Source organism: Empedobacter sp. 225-1 (assembly GCF_030328185.1).
In the GTDB taxonomy this organism is placed as follows: Bacteria; Bacteroidota; Bacteroidia; order Flavobacteriales; family Weeksellaceae; genus Empedobacter; species Empedobacter stercoris.
This window is the reverse complement of sequence record NZ_JACALO010000005.1, coordinates 72,847-92,518: the sequence shown is the minus strand read 5'-3', so window position 1 is coordinate 92,518 and position 19,672 is coordinate 72,847. Positions and strand designations below refer to the sequence as shown.

Sequence of the window (19,672 nt, the reverse complement as noted above, 5' to 3'; positions counted from 1 at the left end):
CATATATGTCGCAAAATAAAGCCATTTTGTTACTAGGAACAAACTTAGGTGACAAAAAAAATAACATAGAAACAGCTAAATCTCTTATAAACAAAGAGGTTGGGGTAATAAAAAAAGAATCAAATCTTTTAGAAAATAGCGCTGAAGGTTTTACAACTGAAAATCTATTTCTCAATCAAAAAATTGAACTATTGACTAATTATTCTCCTTTTGAATTGTTACAAATAGTAAAAAAAATTGAACAAAAAATGGGAAGAGTATATGTCCAACCAAAAGAAAATGAACGTTACGTTGACCGATTAATTGATATTGATATATTATTCTACAACAGCCTATTAATAGATTCTAAACTGTTAAAAATACCACACCCTCAAAATTACACAAGAGATTTTATCAAAAGTTTATACTTTTTTTAAGATATTAATTATTAATTCATTAGTTTTGTAAAATATATTTAGTAATGCTTTATATTAGTTATAATAATTTCTAACCTATGAAAAAACTTTTATCTTTATTAATCTTAGGTGCTGCGGCATGTGCTACTGCACAAACCAAGTACGATGAAAAGCCATTTAACAACAGTAAAAAGGAATTTAACGATTGGTCTATTTCTGCTTTTGGAGGTTTAAACGCTTTGCAAAATTCTGACTTAGTTTCTTGGATGGGAAAATATTTCACTCCAGGATACGATGTTCAATTACAAGTTAATAAACAAATCACCCATGCTTTTGGTTTAAGTTTACAATATGAATTTGGTAAAACTAGACAAAAAGGAAATATTGATGATTCTGCTTTAAGTGGATATCATGGGTATGCTTATGGTAAAACTAAATACCAAGCAATTGGAGTTTTAGCTGATTTGAATGCCTCAAATTTATTACGAAGAGTTGATAACAGAACTGAATTTAAATGGGCTATGCATTTATACGCTGGAGTAGGAATACATGGCTATAAAGCTTATAGAAACAATTATGCTCCTCAAGGAGACCCTAATTTTACATTAATAACTGATCAAGATATCTCTGATAAATCTATTTATTCTCAAGTTGGTGCTGGTTTACGTTACAAATTGAATGACAAATTTGATTTAGAGTTACGTGGAATGTACTACATGTCTGGTGATGAAGAATTTGATGGATCTGGAAAACCAATGCCTTATCACAACTCAGGTGGTATAACTGCTGCAGATACTGAAGAAGGACGCGATGATAACATGATTACATTCTCTTTAGGGTTACACTATAAAATAGGAAAACATAAAGATGCCTTACAATGGGTTTCTCCATTAGCATACAAAGCTCCTGTAGAACAAACTCCATTTGAATGTATTGACGAAGATCGTGATGGTGTTTGTGATCAATGGGATAAATGTTTAGATACTCCAGAAGGAATCCGTGTAGACGGATCTGGTTGTTCATTAGATTCTGACGGAGATGGTATTCCTGATAGCGAAGATAAATGTCCTACAATCCCTGGTCCACCAACAAATGGAGGTTGTCCTGAAAAGGTTGTAAGAATTTCTGGAGATGAAGTTGCAACAAAAATTAATGCTTTTTTAGAAGGAATTGAATTTGATTATAACTCAGATCGTATTAGAGAACAATCTTACGAAAAATTAAATCATGCTGCTGAAGTTTTATTAGCAAATCCTGATTTTAAATTCGTAGTTGAAGGTCATACTGATGCCGCTGGAGGAGTGGATTACAACCAAAAATTATCTGAAAGAAGAGCTGCTTCTGTTGTTCGTTTTTTAGCTAACAAAGGTGTAGACACTACAAAATTATCTCCTGTTGGAAAAGGAAAATCTGATTTAAAATGGGCTGAATGTAATCCTGTTACAAACTGTCCTGCTTGGAAAAACTTAGAAAACAGACGAGTAATCTTCAAAGAAATTAAATAATCTTAATTTCATATAAAACAAAAAGGTCAGTTTTAAACTGACCTTTTTTTATTTCTAATAATTTAATTTAATATTACAATTTGGCTTGGATTAGACGAAACCTTGTACAGAAAATATTTTAACATATTCTTGATTTCATCTGTTTCTTGAATTAGAATCAATATGTTATGTATCTTTTCAAGCGATTTTATCTGATGATGATACTCGTAATAGCCATATCCTTTAAATTCCTTATTTTCGATTAAATAAAATGACTTCTCTATCCCACTTCGACCTTTATCAATGATTAAAAATGTATCCGAAGGATACTCTGTCGTTTGAATAAAATCCTTGATTCTTTTATTGTAATCATCTCGAGATTCCTCCTTTATACAAGCTCCATTACATTTATTCACTTTGTACTGAAAACAAGATTCATCAGATTTTATTCCCTCATTTACTTGTTGACAAAGATTGTAATCATTAACAATTTTTTCTAAAACCTCTTTGGCACGTTCTTTCGTCTTAAATTTTAAAACAGGCTCTACTTTTCTAACTTTTCCTATTTCTAAACGTGAATAACCTCTTTTCGATTCTAAATAATACAACCCATACGGATATACTTTATTTTCAACTAGTTTAAGATTATACATTGGTTGGTTAGTCAAAACCTCATTATTCTCTTTTATAGCGGCTAAAAATCCGCTTCCAGTTTCTTCAAATTTAATCGAGCGAGTATAACGTTTTAATTTATTTGCTTTTAAGGTTTTTGATGTAAAAATTTGATTGATAGATCGTGCGATATTATTACTTCTACTAATATAAATTAACTGTTTTCTACTATTGTACATGTAAAAAACACCTATCGTATTCGGTAGATTTTCTAACAATTTCTGATATTTAGAACTTGCTTTTTTAGGTTGTTTTAAACCTGTTTTCTTTGTGATAATTTTTTCAGAATCTTTATCTAAAAGCATTTTGAATAACGTTATCGTTGCTCTTGCATCTCCAGAAGCGCGATGGCGATCTGTTACCACAATACCTAAGGATTGACACAATTTACCCAAAGAATATGATGGTAAATTTGGGATTAATTTCTCACTGTATTCAAAAGTATCAATCCATTCTTTTTCATAATTATAGCCTAATCGTTCAAACTCCTGTTTCAACATTCTATAATCAAACATCACATTATGTCCAACTAAAATACAATCATCTGTAATTTCAACTATCCTCTTAGCTACTTCATGAAACTTTGGTGCAGTTAACACCATTTTATCGGTAATTTGAGTTAATTTTTGTACAAATTTGTCAATCTTTTTTTCGGGATTAACTAATGAAATAAATTGATCAACAATTTCTTTTCCATCATATTTATACACAGCAATCTCAATGATTGACTCTTCTCCTACTTTTCCGCCAGTCGCCTCTATATCTAAAATCGCGTACACTTGCTTATTTTTTTCCTTTTAAAAAATCAGTTAACATTTTCATTCCCCAATCCATCAATTTTCGAGTTGCTGTACGACTTACGTCACGTACAACAGGATTATCTGTCCAATCTTTTTCTTGTGGAACTCTTTTTGAAGGAGTTTTTTTACTACTTGTTTGTTCACTATTTTTTTGTTGTTCTAATTTTTGTGATAATATCTCATTAGCCGATTCACGGTTGATATTCTTCGCATACTTATTGACTAAATCTGAGTTTGCTACAATCGTATTTATTTCATCAGAAGTCAACACATCCATTCTCGAATTTGGTGCGCGCATATAAGTATATGCTAATGGCGTTGGAATCCCTTTTTCATCTAAAGCAGTCACAAAAGCTTCTCCAATTCCTAATTGTGTGATTACCTCATTTGCCTTATAATAAGTTGTCGTTGGATAATTTTCGATTGCTTTCGTAATTTCTTTGCGATCTTTTGCTGTAAAACCTCTTAATGCATGTTGAATTTTAAGCCCTAATTGACTCAAAACTGCATCAGGAACATCTCCAGGAACTTGAGTTACAAAATATAACCCAACACCTTTAGAACGAATTAATTTTACCATGGTTTCTATTTGATTTAATAAAGCTTTCGTTGCTTCTTTAAAAATCAAATGCGCTTCATCAATAAAAATAACCAATTTAGGTTGATCAGCATCTCCAGATTCAGGAAATTGAGAATAAATTTTATTCAACAAACTCAGCATAAAAGTGGAAAATAAATTGGGTTGATTTTGAATATCAATCAAACGAATAATATTTACGATTCCTTTACCATCTTTTGTTTTCAATAAATCTTGAACATCAAAACTTGGTTCTCCGAAGAATTTTGTTGCACCTTGTTGTTCTAATGCAACAATTTTACGTAAAATAGCTCCTAATGAAGCAGGCGCAATTGTTCCATAATTAGAATTTAATTCTGCTTTACCTTCAGCTGAATCTGTTACATATTGTAAAACGCGTCGAATATCTTCCAAATCAATCAATGGTAAATTTCGATCTTCACAATACTTAAATATAATTGAGATTATACTTTCTTTTGTCTCATTTAATTCTAAAATTTTACTGAATAAAATTGGACCAAAATCAGTTACAGTTGCACGAAGTTTAACTCCTGGCTCATCAGAAATAGACAAAAATTCCACTGCTGACCCTTGCGGATTATAAGGTAAATCGAGCGCTTGCATTCTTTCTTGCGCATGTTTATCTTCCGCATTTGCTGCTGCTCCAATTCCCGACAAATCTCCTTTAATATCCATCAATAAAGTCGGAACCCCTTTTAAAGAAAGTTGTTCGGCGATAATTTGCAAAGATTTGGTTTTTCCTGTTCCGGTTGCACCTCCAATCAATCCATGACGATTCATTGTTTTTAATGCCACTGAAATTTCAGCTTCTTCTACAATTTCTCCATCTAATCTGGCTTTGCCTAATATTATTTTATCATTTTTATAGGAATAACGTTTTTGTATTTCCTGAATAAAGCTTTCTTTTTGGTTCATTTTGATTGATTATTAAATAAATATAGGAAAAATTATTCTGCAAATTTATATTTTACAACAACAGGATAATGATCCGAAAATTTTTTACGAATAACATTTGCCTCAATAGCTGTAAATTCTTTTGAATGAAATAAATAATCAATTCTAATTGGAAATTTAAATCCATGAAAAGTTGTAGCATCTCCTTTTCCTACCGCTATATATGAATCGTGAAGGTAATTTTTTAATTTTTCGTATTCATACGAAATAGGCGTAGCATTAAGGTCTGTTCCTAAAATAACGGGATGACGAGATGATTTGATATACGGGATAATTGCTTCCAACTGCTTTTGATGCTTTTGCATTCCTTTTACCAATTTCAATTCGACCTTTCTGCTCGAAATTTCAGCTGTTTTCGAATCTTCTGATTGAATAATATCTTTTACCATCGTTTTATCGATATACATAGGCTCCAAATAAACATTGATTACTCGAATTGTATCGGTTCCGAGATCAATATCTGCATATGCCGCAAGTCCATTAAAATCTTCGCTATTTTCGGTTTCTATTATTTTTGTTTGGATAATTGGATATTTACTATAAATCGTTAACAATCCATAAAATTCTGAATAATAATCTTTAAACTCATTATTTTTCAAACTCTTTTGTTGAGCTTCTCTTGCCTCTTGAAGCAACATAATGTCCGCTTTATTTTTAATCAAAAATTCTTTCGTTCCTTCATCCTTAAAACCATGAGCATTGTATGTCAAAACTGTTAAATCGGCTTTTTTAGCTTCTATTTTATTGAATTGTACAATGGGATAAGATAAATAAATTGGATAAAACAATCCAGCTGAAAGAATTAAAATCAATAGAAAATGTCGCCAACTAAATAATAACCAATAAGCTAAAAAAATAGTTCCGAATGCAAATAAAATTGGAAAACCAATTGAGATAAAATTAAAATAAGGTATTTCTGAAGGTGTAAAAACTTTATTTAAATAAACACAATAAGCTACCAACAAAAAAACAATATTTATTGTTAGTACTAAACGATTGAAATAATTTAGTTTAAACTTACTGATTACACTCATTTTATCTACCTTCTTTAAATAGAAAGTCTTTTTCTTCTTTAGATAAACTTTCGTATCCTGATCGCGAAATTTTATCTAAAATTACATCAATTTTCTTTTGTTTTTCAACTTTTTGATGATTAAAATCGTAGTCATCTTTCGGAACATTTGTTCGAGTTGAAGTTGAAGAAGTATTTTTATATATTTTAAATGTTGATTTGTCTTTCTTTTGAATCAATTGTTCTATTTTGATAATAAAGTTACCTAAAAAATCATTTCCTTTCTCAAATTGTTTCATATAAAGATAACCAAAAATCGCACCACCCAAATGCGAAATACTTCCACCAGCATTCTGATTTGCTATAATATTATATACATCAAAAGCAATAAAAAAGTAGCCTACATACAACAATGGAAACGAAGTTGGAATAAGTAGCAAACGAACAGGCATTTTTGGGTTGTAGGAAATCATCCCAAAAAAAACGGCATAAACAGCTGCAGAAGCACCAACTAATAAATGTGAATAATTGAATATATTTTGAAACAATAAAAAGAATATACCTCCAGTTATTCCTCCAAAAATATAAAACGTCACTAAGTTTCTATTCTGAAATTGTTGTAAAAACATTTGGCCTACGAAGTACAACAAAACCATATTCATAATCAAATGGAAAAGATTTCCATGCAACCAAGAATAGCTGAAAATTTGCCATGGTTTTGTCAATAAATCATCAAAAGATGACAATGCAAACAAATCAGTTGTGTTAATAATTGAATTCGCTACAGTACGAAGAATGAAATCTACAATCAGTAACGTAAAAAACACCACAACATTGATATAAATTAACTTTGTTGCACTATTTCCTGAAGAATATTTTAGTTTTAAATCGTCTAAGATATTATTTGTCATAGTTTAATTCCATCTATAAAGATTCTTTTTCCATTTTCTTGCCAATAAGAAACCTATTAAACCTCCTCCTAAATGGGCAAAATGTGCTACATTTCCGATATTCTGGTATCCCATATAAAACTCAATTAATACCATAATTGGAATAAAATATTTTGCTTTTATTGGAACTGGAAAAAAGATTAACATCAACTTTTCGTTTGGATACAACACCGCAAACGCTAACAATAAGCCATAAATTGCTCCTGAAGCACCAACCATTGGTGTAACAAAATAGGTTAAAATACTTGACGCAGATTGACTACTTTGAATAACTGCGTTGGTATGATATGCGCCTTGCATTGATAATTTAGCTGCATCATAAATTTGTCCCAAACCTATTCCTTGCGATTGGATTATTTCTTTTAATTGCTCAACTTGGAAATAATTTACCAAATTAAATAAAATAAAACCTCCTAAACCAGCTAATAAATATAAGGTTATAAACTTTTTAGGACCAAAAGTTTGTTCCACTACCGAACCAAACATCCACAATGCAAACATATTAAACAATATATGCGTAAAATCGGCATGCATAAACATATGCGTTAAGATTTGCCAAAAATTGAAGTTAGGAGATTCTGGATAAAATGCCCCTAAAATTACGCGTAAATCAATTCCTTTTGCGTTAAAAACAAAAGTCGCTAAAAAGAATAACCCATTAATAATCAGTAAATTCTTTGTTATCGGTGGTATAGATTGTCTCATTTGGTTATTGTAATGTTTTTTTAATATCTGCCGTATTCATTTGCACAAAAATAGGGCGTCCGTATGGTGTATAATTTGGATTTGTTAGTCTTAGCAATTCTTCTACCAAAGTTTGCATTTGCTCAGATTTTAACGCTACACCCTTTTTAACAGCGGCATTTTTCGCTAAAATTTTCGCAAACGTATTTTCTAATTCGATTGATTCTTGGTATTCCAACTCTTCTATAAAATCCATAAAAATAGACACGACATCTTCTTGCTGAACATCAACAGGAATTGCGTTAATCTGAATGGTTTCTTCGTCTAACGAAATGTCAAAACCAAAACTTAACAATTGATGTTCTACGTTGATTAATTTCTGACGATCATTTGGCGAAAGCTCCAATTCTATCGGAAAAAGCATTTGTTGAACCAAAGCACTTCCGTTATTTGAATGAATAAATTTCTCGAACAATATTTTTTGATGCGCACGATGTTGATCAATAATCAACAATTCACCACGATATTCTACTATCAAATATTGGTTCATCCATTGTATCACATCAAAACTATCCTGAAAATCTTCAGATTCGAATAATTGATGTGCATGATTATTCTCTATTTCTAACTCAACCGCATCTTTATAAAAATCCATATTCGCTCGAATATCAGATGGCTTTGGCGATCTTGTTTGTTGATGTTCAAATGGATTAAAACTTGAATCAACTGTAATTTCTGGCATTTTAATTTCTGTATTTTCTGTTGCAGAAGGAATAAATGCCCAGTTTGGATCTTGTTCAAAATCCAACGAAGGAATGACATTAAACTGTCCCAAAGCATGTTTTACAGCAGCTCTTAGAATTGTGTATATCAATGCTTCGTCTTCAAATTTGATTTCTGTTTTTGTAGGATGGATATTGATATCAATTTTTGAAGGATCAAGTTCTAAATACAAAAAATAAGACGGACTATATCCTGTTGGCAACAAACTTTCGAAAGCATCTACAATCGCATTGTGTAAATATCCACTTCGAATAAAACGATTGTTGACAAAGAAAAATTGCTCTCCGCGTGATTTCTTCGCAGCATCTGGTTTTCCTACAAAACCTTTTACTTTTACAATTTCAGTATCTTCTTCAACCGAAATAATTTGAGCACTTAATTTCTTTCCAAAAATCTGAGTAATTCGTTGTTTTAAATTCCCCGCTTTTAGATGATAAATCTCTGCATCGTTGTGATGTAAAAAGAAACTAATATTTTCGTGTGCCATCGAAACGCGTTGAAATTCATCTTGAATATGACGAAACTCAACCTGATTTGATTTCAAGAAATTACGACGAGCAGGCACGTTATAAAAAAGATTTTTGACCGCAATAGAAGTTCCGACTGGACAAACAACTGGATCTTGACTTCGAACTTCTCCTCCTTCTATCACTAATTGCGAACCTACCTCATCCTCATCACGACGCGTTTTCGTTTCTACTTGCGCAACAGCAGCAATTGAAGCTAAAGCCTCTCCGCGAAAACCTTTTGTATGAATATTGTAAATATCTTCCGTCTTTCTGATTTTCGACGTTGCGTGACGTTCAAAAGCCATACGAACATCTGTCACACTCATTCCCGAACCATTATCAATCACTTGGATCAAGCTTCTACCCGCATCTTTTACAATTACCTGAATAGAAGTTGCACCAGAATCCACTGCATTTTCAATCAACTCTTTTATCACCGAAGCTGGCCGTTGCACAACTTCTCCCGCGGCAATTTGATTAGCTACATGATCTGGCAATAATTGGATAATATCGTTCATCTTTTCGTTTAAAATTGATTTAATTTTGACTATTTTTTTAATCAAACTTTACAAATATACAAACAAATCTCCCTTTTCTACCCATATAAACAAAGTGAAACTTATCAACATTTCTAAGCCTTTTGAGTTTTGGAATTTAAGTTTTTTGTTAAGAAATCTATTATTCGTAATTTTTTAATTCTTCTTTTAAATCTCTTATAAACTCATCTAAAGTAACTACAAAACCTGTTTTATTCGTTGGAAAAACATTGATTAAAAAATCATTTTCTCTAATAAAATTTATAATTTCTTCTAATCTATTGAAATCAATCTCTAAAACTTCGCAATCGCTCCAATCATCTATTCTACATATTTCTGCAAACTCAATTTCTGACCATAAGGGAAATAAAGTTTTATCATCAATTGTAGAAATAGCATGATCTCCATTTGGAAAAACTAATGTATACGTCTTTTCCCAATCAGCTATTTTTCTAATAAAATATTGATAACGTTCAAAAGGATTTAATTTTAGAATATTTTCTATTTTTTTAGGATGCATTTTTCAATTCTTTAACTAAAATAGCTTTCATCTCATCAAAATCTTGATCAATTTCTTGATTAGGTTGTTGCGTAAGCAATGAGACAATATAAATCATCGCCGTTGAAGATAAAAAACCTGGAATCATTTCGTACCAATCTTTGTAATCATGCTGTATATAAACCCAAGCTAAGACTACGATTCCTCCAGTTAACATACCCGCTAAAGCACCTTGCCATGTTGTTTTTTTCCAAAAAAGAGAGAAAACAATTAACGGTCCAAAAGCTGATCCAAATCCTGCCCAAGCATTTCCAACTAAGTTCAAAATCGAATCATTAGGTGTTAAAGACAATAAAACTGCGATTACTGCTACGATTAAAACTGATAAACGGCTTGCAATTAACAATTGTTTAGATGTTGCTTTTTTATTTAAAAATGCTTTGTAAATATCTTCTGTTAACGAACTTGATGTAACTAAAAGCTGAGAAGAAATGGTGCTCATTACAGCAGCTAAAATTGCTGACAATAAGAATCCTCCGATCAATGGATGGAATAATACACGCGAAAAATAGATGAACACTGTTTCTGCATCAGTTTTAGAACCATCAAAAAGTTGCATCGTTGATTGATCAAACTTCATCAAATAAGCAATTCCAACCAAACCTACTAATAATGCTCCACCAACAGTAAAGATCATCCATGTTATTCCAATATTTCTTGCTTTCGGAATATCTGACACTTTACCAATTGCCATAAAGCGAACAAGGATATGTGGTTGACCACAATAACCTAAACCCCAAGCCATCAAAGATAAAATCCCAATAGTAGTTGTCCCTTCAAATAGATCTAAATAATTATCACCTTTCGTATTAATTAATGAAAAAGTTTCTTCTACTCCATCAATTTCAGCAATAGCAACTATTGGCACAATAACCAAAGCCAACACCATAATTGTTCCTTGAATAAAATCTGTTAAACTAACAGCCAAAAATCCACCCAAAAAAGTATACAGAACAACAACAAAACTTGTCATCCAAATTCCTGTCATATAATCCATATGAAAAGCAGATTCAAACAATTTCCCTCCAGAAACCATTCCAGCAGATGTATACAAAGTAAAAAACACCAAAATAAAAATAGATGAAACAATACGTAATAAACGTGTTTTATCCTTGAACCTATTTTCGAAATAAACAGGAATTGTAATCGAATTATTGGCAACCTCAGTATAAACTCTAAGGCGTGGCGCAACAAAAACATAATTAAGAAAAGCACCAATTGTTAAACCTATTGCAATCCATGCACTCGATAAACCTGTGAAATACATTGCTCCAGGAACTCCCATCAGCAACCAACCACTCATATCAGCAGCACCTGCAGAAAGTGCCGTAACAGCAGCTCCCATTTTCCGTCCTCCAATCAAAAATTCTTCAGAATTGCTTGTCGACTTTCGGTAAGAATAAATTCCAATTCCAATCATCAAAGCCATATACGCACCTATAGAAATATACTCGTAAAAGTTCATGTGTTTAATTTTTATCGAAAATATAATTTTTCATCCACAAAAAATAAACGAACTTTAAATTTCTAAATAATTACGGATGAATTTTCAACAAAATAACCTCAAAAATGCAACAAGCCCTTATTTAAAACAGCATGAAAACAATCCTGTTTGGTGGCAAAGTTGGAGCGACGAAGTTTTGAATCATGCACAAGAAATCAACAAACCTCTTCTTATTTCAATTGGTTATTCAGCTTGTCATTGGTGTCACGTCATGGAACACCAATCTTTTGAAGACGAAACAGTCGCTAAATTAATGAACAAGTATTTTGTATGCATTAAAATCGACCGTGAAGAACGTCCAGATTTAGACACTTTGTATATGAATGTTTCGCAATTAATTCATCAATCGGGAGGTTGGCCACTAAATGTTTTTGCACTTCCAGATGGACGACCTTTTTATGGTGGCACTTATTTTCCGAAAGTTCAATGGATCGAATTATTAGAAAATATTAATCATTTGTATCATCAAAATTATCCCAAAACAATGGAATATGTCAACTCTATTGCTGATGGTTTACACAAAATGGAAACGATTGGATTGAAATCTGAACAAAATTTTTCGAAAGAAAAAATCGACGAAACATTCGAATTTTGGAAACAACAATTTGATGATGAATGGGGCGGTTTTAATCGTGCACCAAAATTTATGTTACCAAATGCTTGGGAAACTATTTTACGTTATGGAATTCAAACTAAAAATGAAAACTGTTTAATTCAAACCAAAATAACATTAGACAGAATGGCTTTTGGAGGAATTTACGATCAATTGAAAGGAGGTTTTTCGCGATATTCAGTCGATCCGTATTGGAAAGTTCCACATTTCGAAAAAATGCTTTACGACAATGGACAACTGCTTTCTCTATACTCAAATGCTTATCGAGTTTTCAACGAAAAAGAATATGAAAATATAGTAAAAGAAACCATCAATTGGTTAAAAGATGAAATGCTTTCGCCAGAAAATGTTTTTTATGCTGCAATTGACGCTGATTCTGAAAGTGAAGAAGGAAAATATTATGTTTGGAAATCGCATGAATTGAAACTGATTTTAAAAGAAGATTTTGATTTGTTTCAGAACTATTATAACATAGACGAATTTGGCGAATGGGAACATGGCAATAATATTTTGATGCGATTAACGGATGACGAATATTTTGCTACGAAACAGAATATTTCAGTCGAAGATCTTCAAACCAAAGTTTCAAAATGGAAAAAAATCTTAAATCCTATTCGAGAAAAACGCAGAAAACCTCATCGCGACGAAAAAGTATTGACCTCTTGGAATGCTTTAACTATAAAAGGTTTGTGTGACGCTTATCTCACTTTTGAAATTCCTGAATATCTTGATTTAGCCGAAAACGCAATTCATTTTATTTTAGAAAATCAATGGAAAAACGAAACATTATTCCGGAATTATAAAGATAAACAAACGACAATTCCAGGATTTTTAGATGATTATGCGTTGATGATTGAAGCATTAATTAAGCTTTTTGAAATCACATCCGAGATAAAATATTTGGAAACCGCTCAAACATTAACAGAGGAAACATTTAATCAATTTTACAATCACAAAAATAAAATGTTTGCTTACAAGTCGCATTATGACACACCTTTGGTGAACGAAACATTCGAAATTTATGATAATGTTATTTCTTCTTCAAATTCTGTCATGGCAACTAATTTATTCAAATTAGGAAAAATTTTGAATGAAGAAAAATACATCGAACAAGCCAAGCAAATGTTAACGAATATTGATGAAAAAATTCACGATTATCCAACTGGTTTTGCAAATTGGATTCAGTTGTATTTAAATTTCAGTTATCCGTTCAAAGAAATTGTTATCGTTGGTAATGAAGCTCAAGAATATTCGAAACAAATCCAACAATGTTATGTACCGAATGCGATTTTTGTTGCTTCAGAAACAGAACAATTAGAGATTACTAAAAATAGATTGATTGAAAATAAAACATCCATTCATATTTGCGAAAATTATGCATGTCAATTACCATTTTTTTCTATTGAGGAAGCCTATAAAAATTTATAAACCATGGAAAAAACACGTTGCGCTTGGGTAAATAAAGACCAAGATTACATCGATTATCACGATAACGAATGGGGAAAACCTATAAAAGACGATAAAATTTTATTTGAATTTTTGATTCTCGAATCTTTTCAAGCGGGATTGAGTTGGTTTACTATTCTCAAAAAACGTAAAAACTTTAGAAAAGCATTTGCAAATTTTGATGTCAAAAAAGTAGCCAATTTTGATGAAGCTAAAATCGAAGAATTAGTCCAAAATGAAGGAATTATTCGTCATCGAGGAAAAATTTCTGCAGCAATCAACAATGCAAAGTTGTTTATCGAAATACAAAAAGAATTTGGATCGTTCTCTGATTTTATTTGGAGTTACGTTGACCACAAACCTATTATCAACAATTGGAACTCAATCAAAGAAGTTCCTGCAACCACAGAAATTTCGGACAAAATTGCGAAAGATTTGAAAAAACGAGGTTTTAAATTCTTTGGTTCAACAACAATTTATGCGCAGATGCAAGCAACCGGAATGGTTAACGATCATACCAACGATTGCTTTTGTAAATAAATTATGTTTGTAAAAACAGCTAACTTTCGCATCTTTGCGCAAATTTAGCACATGAAAATCGAATTAAAATATTGGATTATCCTCGGTATTTTAGCTTTAACTTGGGGAAGTTCTTTTATACTAATCAAACAAGGATTGGTTTCTTACACACCCTATCAAGTAGGCGCCTTACGTCTATCTATCGCAGGTGGAATTTTAGCCATTTGGGGAATTCCAAGTTTATTTAAGATTCCAAAAAACAAATTAAAATATGTTGCATTAGCTGGTTTTTGTGGAAATTTTATTCCAATGTTTTTATTCCCAATGGCTCAAACGCACGTTTCAAGCTCTATGGCTGGAATTTTAGATTCGTTGGTTCCATTATTTATCTTGTTATTTGGCGCTTTATTTTTTAACATAAAAGGAACTAAAAATCAAATAATTGGTGCGTTGATCGGTTTTATAGGAGCTGTTCTATTAATTGGTGGAGATGGTTTTTCAGGTGAAAACAGTTTATTACATTGTTTATTAATTGTATTAGCAACTGCTTTGTATGGACTAAATAGTTTGATTTTAACTCGCTATTTAAACGATGTACCATCATTCCAATTGTCATCAGCATTATTTACAATCTGGTTATTACCTTCTATTGTAATCTTATTTTTATCCGGTTTTTTCACTGACTTTGTTGGTACTGCTCAACAATTAGAAAGTTTGGGTTATGTCGCCATATTAGGCTTAATTGGGACTGCATTAGCAATGATTTTATTCTACAAATTAATCCAAGCCACTGGCTCGATGTTCTCCTCAATGGTCACCTATTTGATGCCGATTGTTTCTGTTTTTTGGGGATTTTTAGTTGGAGAACAAATCACATTCATGCATTTATTTGGCTTTGCTATGATATTATCGGGTGTGTATTTGACGCAGAAACCAGACAAAAAACAAATCGAAACCATTTAACAGTACTATGCGATCAATCCTCATTTATTGAAATGAGGATTTTTTATGCACATTCATTTCATAGGAGAACTTTACTTAAAGCAAGACAAGAGCATCACCGAAGAAAGATAAGAGAGTCCTCCTGGTTGAGGCGAAGTTGAGGCGGTACAAAGGCAGCATAAAGGCGGCATAGAAGCGTCATAGAACCGATACTGAACAATGACCGTGAAAGAAAATAAAGTGGCCTAAAGAGGGGTTGAAATTACGGATTTAAAAATACGATTTTTCGCTAAAAATTCCGAATCCTTCCTTTCTTCTTTCAGGTATCCCATACAAAAAGCCACTACTGGAACTTTGTTCCAACAGTGGCTTTTTGAATATGTTAATTATATAGTACACCTATCGCATATAAGGTTTTAAAGCTGTTACTAATCTTCTGGTAAACTCATCCGCCCCTTTATCGTTTAAATGGGTGGTATTGTAAAACCATTTTTGTTGATAACTGATCGAATCATCCGAATAATCCAATAAAGGCAAATCATATTTCTGTAAGGTTTTTTGGTAACGCCCTACAATTTCATCGCGGTTCAACATATACCCTTGCCCTTTGTAAAATTCTGGCGCAATCGTAAAAATCAATTGAATATTTTCTTGTTGACAACGTTGGATCAATTCTTCTAACAAAGGATACACTTCGGCATCAAATTCCGCATCTTTTGCTTTTAAATTCGCCCAATTGACATTCCATTTTCGGTTATAGGATTTAAAACCTTTTAAACGAAAATCTCCATTTTTGTCCACTTTTTCTTTTGTTGCTTTTTGAATTTCATCTTTCCAATACTTTTGGTCTTCGTATCGGTAAAAAGGAATCACATAATCTTTCCAATCGGCATTTTCATATTCTTTTAGGTACGCATATAATTTGTAATTCCATAACATAAAAGGCACGTATTGATTCGGTTGAAAAACTTCATCAATGTGCGAAAATGAAAACGTATCCAAATTCCAAACAATGGTCTGAGGATGAGGATTTTTATCCAAATACTTCAAGAAACGATAATATTGCATCTTGAATTTACTTCCGTTCAACCCTAAATTATGTGTTTTTCACTCCCAATGAATCTTCCAAAATTTGAGGATTGATATGAATCATTGCACGTGAAGAACCAAAAACAGCTAAATCCACGTCTATATCCCCTTGATTCACACGGTTCCATTCTTGTACTTCACCGCTAAACAAGGCTTTCTCTTTTAACGAATTGGAATAAAGAATATCGCCAATTCCGGCTAAAAAATAAATGGCCACCAATGTGACCATAATGTATTTGAAAGGTTTCATTATCTTTTAATATAAGGTTTTATATCCTCCGCTAATTTTTTGGTGAAAATATCTGCACCTTTTGCATTTAAATGATTAGAATTATAAAATAGATTTTTTTGATAATTCATCGAATCATTTGAATAATCAATAAAAGGAATATTATATTTTTCTGATATAGATTTATATAACTTTATAACTTCATTTCGATTAATTTGACTTTCTATCTGAGCTATATATTCTGGTGAATTTATTAAAATCACACTTGTATTCAATTTTTGCAAATCCTCTATTATTAGAAATAAATCTTGTTTTCTCAAAGAATCAACTTCTATAAAATTAGGTTTATACAATCTCTCCTTCCAAGAATAATTCATTCCTCTAAAACCTTTCACTCTACCGTTATTATGATAATTTGAATAAAAATAAATTTTATAAAGCTCTTTTAATACATCAACTTTTTGATATTTAAATTTTCTATATCTTATCATTGGAAAATACAAATCAAAATAATTAAATTCTAGCTCCTTTCCGACAATATCATATATACTTTTTCGATATAACATCAATGGAATAAATTGTTCTGGATTAAAGACTCTTGCTTTTTCAAGAGAAGTAATGTCTAAATTAATAATTACATTTTTAGGATGACTTCCAATGCTAATAAGTTCATCATGCCTAAATTTTTGTAATTCTATCTTTTGACCATTAAATCCTAAATTATAAGAATTTAATTTTAACTCTTTGTCTAATACTATCGGATTTAAATGAACGTAACTCCTAGAAGATCCATAAATAACTAAGTCTTCATCTATTTTTTTATTATAAATATCATTCCAAGTATTTAGTTCTCCTTCAAACAAGCTACTTCTTAAAAATGATTTTGAAATAAAAACATCTATCATTAATGCTAAAACATAAATGATTAATACTCCTAATAATATCCTTTTTAGAAATTTCATTTTCTTAACATTTCGATATGTGGAATATCGTCTTCTAAATATTCTTCCGACACTTGTTTGAAGCCAAAAATTGAATAAAATTCTTTCAAATAAGATTGTGCAGAAATACGAATTGAAGATGTTTTAAATTGATTTTCGATTACTTGAACAGAATTTTTCATTAATTGTTTTCCCAAACCATAACGACGAAATTTCGGATTTGTAATTACACGACCAATAGACGGTTCGTTTTCGTATGAAATTCCTTGAGGAACAATGCGAGAATACGCAACCACTTCATCCTGGATGGTCGCCCATAGATGCCCGCATTTGAAATCCTTTCCATCGGCATCTTGGTAAATACAATCTTGTTCGATCACAAAAACGTCGTTTCGTAATTGAATTATTTTGTATAGCTCTTTTGAAGTTAATTCTTCAAACGATTTAAAATGCCAAATAATTTCATCCATCCTTAATCTAATTTTGAATATTTTGCGATAATATTTTCGAACATTCTTTGGGGCAAAATATTTTTCAACGTAACCGAAAATTTTTGCATCGATTTACCAATATAATAATGTGGTTTCAAATTTTTCTGAGCTAAAATAATTTCGATAATCGGAATCAGATCTTCTGTTGGTGTACCATCTTGCACTTCGTGATCAATATCTGCAACCATTGCATCATATCTTTTTTGATAAAATTTAGATACAAATGTTTTTACTCGCCCTTCTGCAATATTGGTTTTGATATCACCAAAATTTAATGTTGCAATTTCTACTCCCGTGTGACGATTTTCTAAACGAGCAGATTCTATTAATCGATCAATCATCGCTTTAGAAGCAGAATAATATCCTCTAAATGGTAAACCATTATTGCTCGCTATTGATGATACATTGAGAATATAACCACTTTTTTTCTCACGCATTGTTGGCAAAACTTCTTGCATCGTGTAAATTGGTCCATAAACATTAACGTCCAATAATTTTTCGATATCTGCTTTCGACGCATCTTCCACAGCACCTAGCATTCCAATTCCGGCATTATTTATCAACACATCAATTTGATTATTTGTTTCAGAAAAAATCTGCTGAAAACTATGTTTTACATTTTCTTTGTCTGAAACATCTGTTGCAATATGTTTGAATTTTTCTTGTCCTTTAGCCGTTCTTGATAAACCATAAACTTGATGTCCTTTATCGTGAAAATAATTTGCCAAAGTCAATCCTACACCCGAAGAAGAGCCTGTAATTACAATAACTTTTGATTGCATGATTCGATTAATTTAATCGCAAAACTACATAATATCAAACAAATATTTATAGATAAATAATTTTTTGAAGTGTTATTAGAAGATTCTCTAAATTTGTACGTTAATTATCAAAAGAATTCAATTGAATCCAAAAACTAAAAAATATATTATAACAGGGATTAAACTAACTGTTAGCATTGCTTTAATTTATTACATCTTCTTTGTTAAATTACATATTTTTGATATTTTCAGTCACTACAAAAATGCAAATTGGGCATATATTTTTATAGCTGTAATACTTTATATTGTTTCGCAAGCGCTTTCTGTTTTTCGATTAGATTATTATTTTCGAGATATCCATCTTGATTTATCTTATAAATCAAACGCACGCTTGTATTTTTTAGGAATGTTTTACAACACTTTTGTTCCGGGTGGAATTGGTGGCGATGCGTACAAAGTTTATGTTTTAAATAAAAATTATAAAATTAGTTTAAAGAAAATTTCTCAAGCTGTTTTTCTCGATAAAATTATTGGACTTTCAGCAATGTTGCTCATTATTGTATTTTTAGTTTTCTTATCTAATCTAACAGATTATCCATGGATACAATATGGTTCTTTAGCCATTTCTCTGATTGGTTTTATTACTGTTCCTTTTATTTTAGGTTTAATTTTCCCTATCCATAAACGTACTTTTTACAACTCGATGATTTATTCTATTGTTTTACAACTGATACAAGTTGGTATGTTGTATTTTGTTTTGGAAGGATTGAATATTCATCCCGAGAATTTCAGTATTTATTTATTGATTTTTTTAATATCAGGAATTTTATCGATTATTTCGTTTAGTGGTTTCGGAATTAGAGAAGCAGTGTTTATGTACGCAGCTCAACGATTTCATTTCGATGAAACTTTAGCAACAAGTGCAGCATTTATTTTCTCTATTATCACCATTTCAATTTCATTTATTGGGATTATTTACTTGTTTAAAGGAGTCAAAATAGAGGAGAAAAAGAAAAAGACGAAAATTTCTTTTTAAAATCTTAAAATTATTTATTTGAAATGAAAAGAGTTATGATAAAAGTGTGAATTTTATTTTAAATTTTTCATTTTAACTATTTGGATTATTCAAAAACAGCCCTATATTTGCAATCCAATTACGAAGGTCTCTTAGCTCAGCTGGTTCAGAGCACCTGCCTTACAA

19 protein-coding genes are annotated in these 19,672 nt (G+C 31.2%); 6 read left to right on the top strand and 13 right to left on the bottom strand.

All coding sequences use genetic code 11. From position 1 onward, the window contains the following. The first annotated feature begins 5 nt into the window (after nt 1-5). Complete coding sequence (folK, locus tag HX088_RS02885) at nt 6-416, top strand: 2-amino-4-hydroxy-6-hydroxymethyldihydropteridine diphosphokinase (RefSeq protein WP_171622379.1); 411 nt, start codon at nt 6-8, stop codon at nt 414-416. Nucleotides 417-493: 77 nt separating this feature from the next. Further along, a complete protein-coding gene (locus HX088_RS02880) occupies nt 494-1,900 on the top strand; it encodes an OmpA family protein (protein WP_260542297.1) in 1,407 nt (468 codons plus the stop codon). A 62-nt stretch (nt 1,901-1,962) separates the two neighbouring features. Here HX088_RS02880 and HX088_RS02875 read toward each other — a convergent pair whose 3' ends face one another. From HX088_RS02875 to putP, 8 genes are all read right to left on the bottom strand, one after another. After that, nucleotides 1,963-3,330 (bottom strand): exonuclease domain-containing protein, encoded by a 1,368-nt coding sequence (locus HX088_RS02875; protein WP_286483283.1) that lies wholly within the window; start codon nt 3,328-3,330, stop codon nt 1,963-1,965. 4 nt (nt 3,331-3,334) lie between these two features. Then, nucleotides 3,335-4,864, bottom strand: coding sequence for a helicase HerA-like domain-containing protein (locus HX088_RS02870; protein WP_286483281.1), 1,530 nt, complete (start codon nt 4,862-4,864; stop codon nt 3,335-3,337). Nucleotides 4,865-4,896: 32 nt separating this feature from the next. Then, on the bottom strand, nt 4,897-5,937 hold the full coding sequence (locus tag HX088_RS02865; protein ID WP_260542289.1) for an endonuclease/exonuclease/phosphatase family protein: 1,041 nt from the start codon (nt 5,935-5,937) through the stop codon (nt 4,897-4,899). 1 nt (nt 5,938) lies between these two features. After that, entirely contained in the window at nt 5,939-6,826 is an 888-nt protein-coding gene (locus HX088_RS02860; RefSeq protein WP_171622375.1) for a rhomboid family protein, read from the bottom strand. Nucleotides 6,827-6,829: 3 nt separating this feature from the next. Beyond that, nucleotides 6,830-7,570, bottom strand: a complete 741-nt coding sequence (locus HX088_RS02855) for a rhomboid family intramembrane serine protease (RefSeq protein ID WP_171622374.1) — start codon at nt 7,568-7,570, stop codon at nt 6,830-6,832. A 4-nt stretch (nt 7,571-7,574) separates the two neighbouring features. After that, complete coding sequence (gene mutL / locus HX088_RS02850; protein ID WP_260542286.1) at nt 7,575-9,359, bottom strand: DNA mismatch repair endonuclease MutL; 1,785 nt, start codon at nt 9,357-9,359, stop codon at nt 7,575-7,577. A gap of 160 nt (nt 9,360-9,519) precedes the next feature. Next, the gene (locus HX088_RS02845) at nt 9,520-9,897 is read right to left on the bottom strand and encodes a DUF2750 domain-containing protein (protein ID WP_171622372.1); all 378 of its coding nucleotides are present in this window, start codon (nt 9,895-9,897) and stop codon (nt 9,520-9,522) included. Continuing rightward, nucleotides 9,887-11,401 (bottom strand): sodium/proline symporter PutP, encoded by a 1,515-nt coding sequence (putP, locus tag HX088_RS02840; protein WP_286483276.1) that lies wholly within the window; start codon nt 11,399-11,401, stop codon nt 9,887-9,889. Before putP ends, HX088_RS02845 begins: the two co-directional genes overlap by 11 nt. 76 nt (nt 11,402-11,477) lie before the next feature. Here putP and HX088_RS02835 point away from each other — a divergent pair, with 76 nt between their 5' ends. From HX088_RS02835 to HX088_RS02825, 3 genes are read left to right on the top strand one after another with little or no spacing between them, the layout of a single operon-like run. Continuing rightward, on the top strand, nt 11,478-13,481 hold the full coding sequence (locus HX088_RS02835) for a thioredoxin domain-containing protein (protein WP_286483275.1): 2,004 nt from the start codon (nt 11,478-11,480) through the stop codon (nt 13,479-13,481). A 3-nt stretch (nt 13,482-13,484) separates the two neighbouring features. Then, a complete protein-coding gene (locus HX088_RS02830; protein WP_286483274.1) occupies nt 13,485-14,039 on the top strand; it encodes a DNA-3-methyladenine glycosylase I in 555 nt (184 codons plus the stop codon). 51 nt (nt 14,040-14,090) lie between these two features. Beyond that, the gene (locus tag HX088_RS02825; RefSeq protein ID WP_286483273.1) at nt 14,091-14,981 is read left to right on the top strand and encodes a DMT family transporter; all 891 of its coding nucleotides are present in this window, start codon (nt 14,091-14,093) and stop codon (nt 14,979-14,981) included. Nucleotides 14,982-15,359: 378 nt separating this feature from the next. Here HX088_RS02825 and HX088_RS02820 read toward each other — a convergent pair whose 3' ends face one another. The 5 genes from HX088_RS02820 to HX088_RS02800 are packed head-to-tail and all read right to left on the bottom strand — an operon-like array spanning nt 15,360 to nt 18,492. Further along, the gene (locus tag HX088_RS02820; protein WP_286483272.1) at nt 15,360-16,049 is read right to left on the bottom strand and encodes an SGNH/GDSL hydrolase family protein; all 690 of its coding nucleotides are present in this window, start codon (nt 16,047-16,049) and stop codon (nt 15,360-15,362) included. Nucleotides 16,050-16,056: 7 nt separating this feature from the next. Beyond that, nucleotides 16,057-16,299, bottom strand: coding sequence for a hypothetical protein (locus HX088_RS02815; RefSeq protein ID WP_286483271.1), 243 nt, complete (start codon nt 16,297-16,299; stop codon nt 16,057-16,059). Next, a complete protein-coding gene (locus tag HX088_RS02810; RefSeq protein WP_286483270.1) occupies nt 16,299-17,240 on the bottom strand; it encodes an SGNH/GDSL hydrolase family protein in 942 nt (313 codons plus the stop codon). Before HX088_RS02810 ends, HX088_RS02815 begins: the two co-directional genes overlap by 1 nt. Further along, nucleotides 17,237-17,689 (bottom strand): GNAT family N-acetyltransferase, encoded by a 453-nt coding sequence (locus HX088_RS02805; protein WP_286483269.1) that lies wholly within the window; start codon nt 17,687-17,689, stop codon nt 17,237-17,239. Before HX088_RS02805 ends, HX088_RS02810 begins: the two co-directional genes overlap by 4 nt. A gap of 2 nt (nt 17,690-17,691) precedes the next feature. After that, nucleotides 17,692-18,492: an SDR family NAD(P)-dependent oxidoreductase gene (locus HX088_RS02800; RefSeq protein WP_286483268.1), complete on the bottom strand. Its 801-nt coding sequence runs from the start codon at nt 18,490-18,492 to the stop codon at nt 17,692-17,694. Nucleotides 18,493-18,613: 121 nt separating this feature from the next. On the opposite strand from HX088_RS02800, the gene HX088_RS02795 reads away from it, so the two are divergent. Beyond that, complete coding sequence (locus HX088_RS02795) at nt 18,614-19,507, top strand: lysylphosphatidylglycerol synthase transmembrane domain-containing protein (protein WP_286483267.1); 894 nt, start codon at nt 18,614-18,616, stop codon at nt 19,505-19,507. Nucleotides 19,508-19,672 lie beyond the last annotated feature (165 nt).

Excerpts from the sequence above, each read along its gene's own strand:
- folK (WP_171622379.1), top strand. The coding sequence starts at position 6 with ATGTCGCAAAATAAAGCCATTTTGTTACTAGGAACAAACTTAGGTGAC.
- HX088_RS02880 (WP_260542297.1), top strand. The coding sequence starts at position 494 with ATGAAAAAACTTTTATCTTTATTAATCTTAGGTGCTGCGGCATGTGCT.
- HX088_RS02870 (WP_286483281.1), bottom strand. The coding sequence starts at position 4,864 with ATGAACCAAAAAGAAAGCTTTATTCAGGAAATACAAAAACGTTATTCC.
- HX088_RS02865 (WP_260542289.1), bottom strand. The coding sequence starts at position 5,937 with ATGAGTGTAATCAGTAAGTTTAAACTAAATTATTTCAATCGTTTAGTA.
- HX088_RS02860 (WP_171622375.1), bottom strand. The coding sequence starts at position 6,826 with ATGACAAATAATATCTTAGACGATTTAAAACTAAAATATTCTTCAGGA.
- HX088_RS02855 (WP_171622374.1), bottom strand. The coding sequence starts at position 7,570 with ATGAGACAATCTATACCACCGATAACAAAGAATTTACTGATTATTAAT.
- mutL (WP_260542286.1), bottom strand. The coding sequence starts at position 9,359 with ATGAACGATATTATCCAATTATTGCCAGATCATGTAGCTAATCAAATT.
- HX088_RS02845 (WP_171622372.1), bottom strand. The coding sequence starts at position 9,897 with ATGCATCCTAAAAAAATAGAAAATATTCTAAAATTAAATCCTTTTGAA.
- putP (WP_286483276.1), bottom strand. The coding sequence starts at position 11,401 with ATGAACTTTTACGAGTATATTTCTATAGGTGCGTATATGGCTTTGATG.
- HX088_RS02835 (WP_286483275.1), top strand. The coding sequence starts at position 11,478 with ATGAATTTTCAACAAAATAACCTCAAAAATGCAACAAGCCCTTATTTA.
- HX088_RS02830 (WP_286483274.1), top strand. The coding sequence starts at position 13,485 with ATGGAAAAAACACGTTGCGCTTGGGTAAATAAAGACCAAGATTACATC.
- HX088_RS02825 (WP_286483273.1), top strand. The coding sequence starts at position 14,091 with ATGAAAATCGAATTAAAATATTGGATTATCCTCGGTATTTTAGCTTTA.
- HX088_RS02815 (WP_286483271.1), bottom strand. The coding sequence starts at position 16,299 with ATGAAACCTTTCAAATACATTATGGTCACATTGGTGGCCATTTATTTT.
- HX088_RS02810 (WP_286483270.1), bottom strand. The coding sequence starts at position 17,240 with ATGAAATTTCTAAAAAGGATATTATTAGGAGTATTAATCATTTATGTT.
- HX088_RS02805 (WP_286483269.1), bottom strand. The coding sequence starts at position 17,689 with ATGGATGAAATTATTTGGCATTTTAAATCGTTTGAAGAATTAACTTCA.
- HX088_RS02800 (WP_286483268.1), bottom strand. The coding sequence starts at position 18,492 with ATGCAATCAAAAGTTATTGTAATTACAGGCTCTTCTTCGGGTGTAGGA.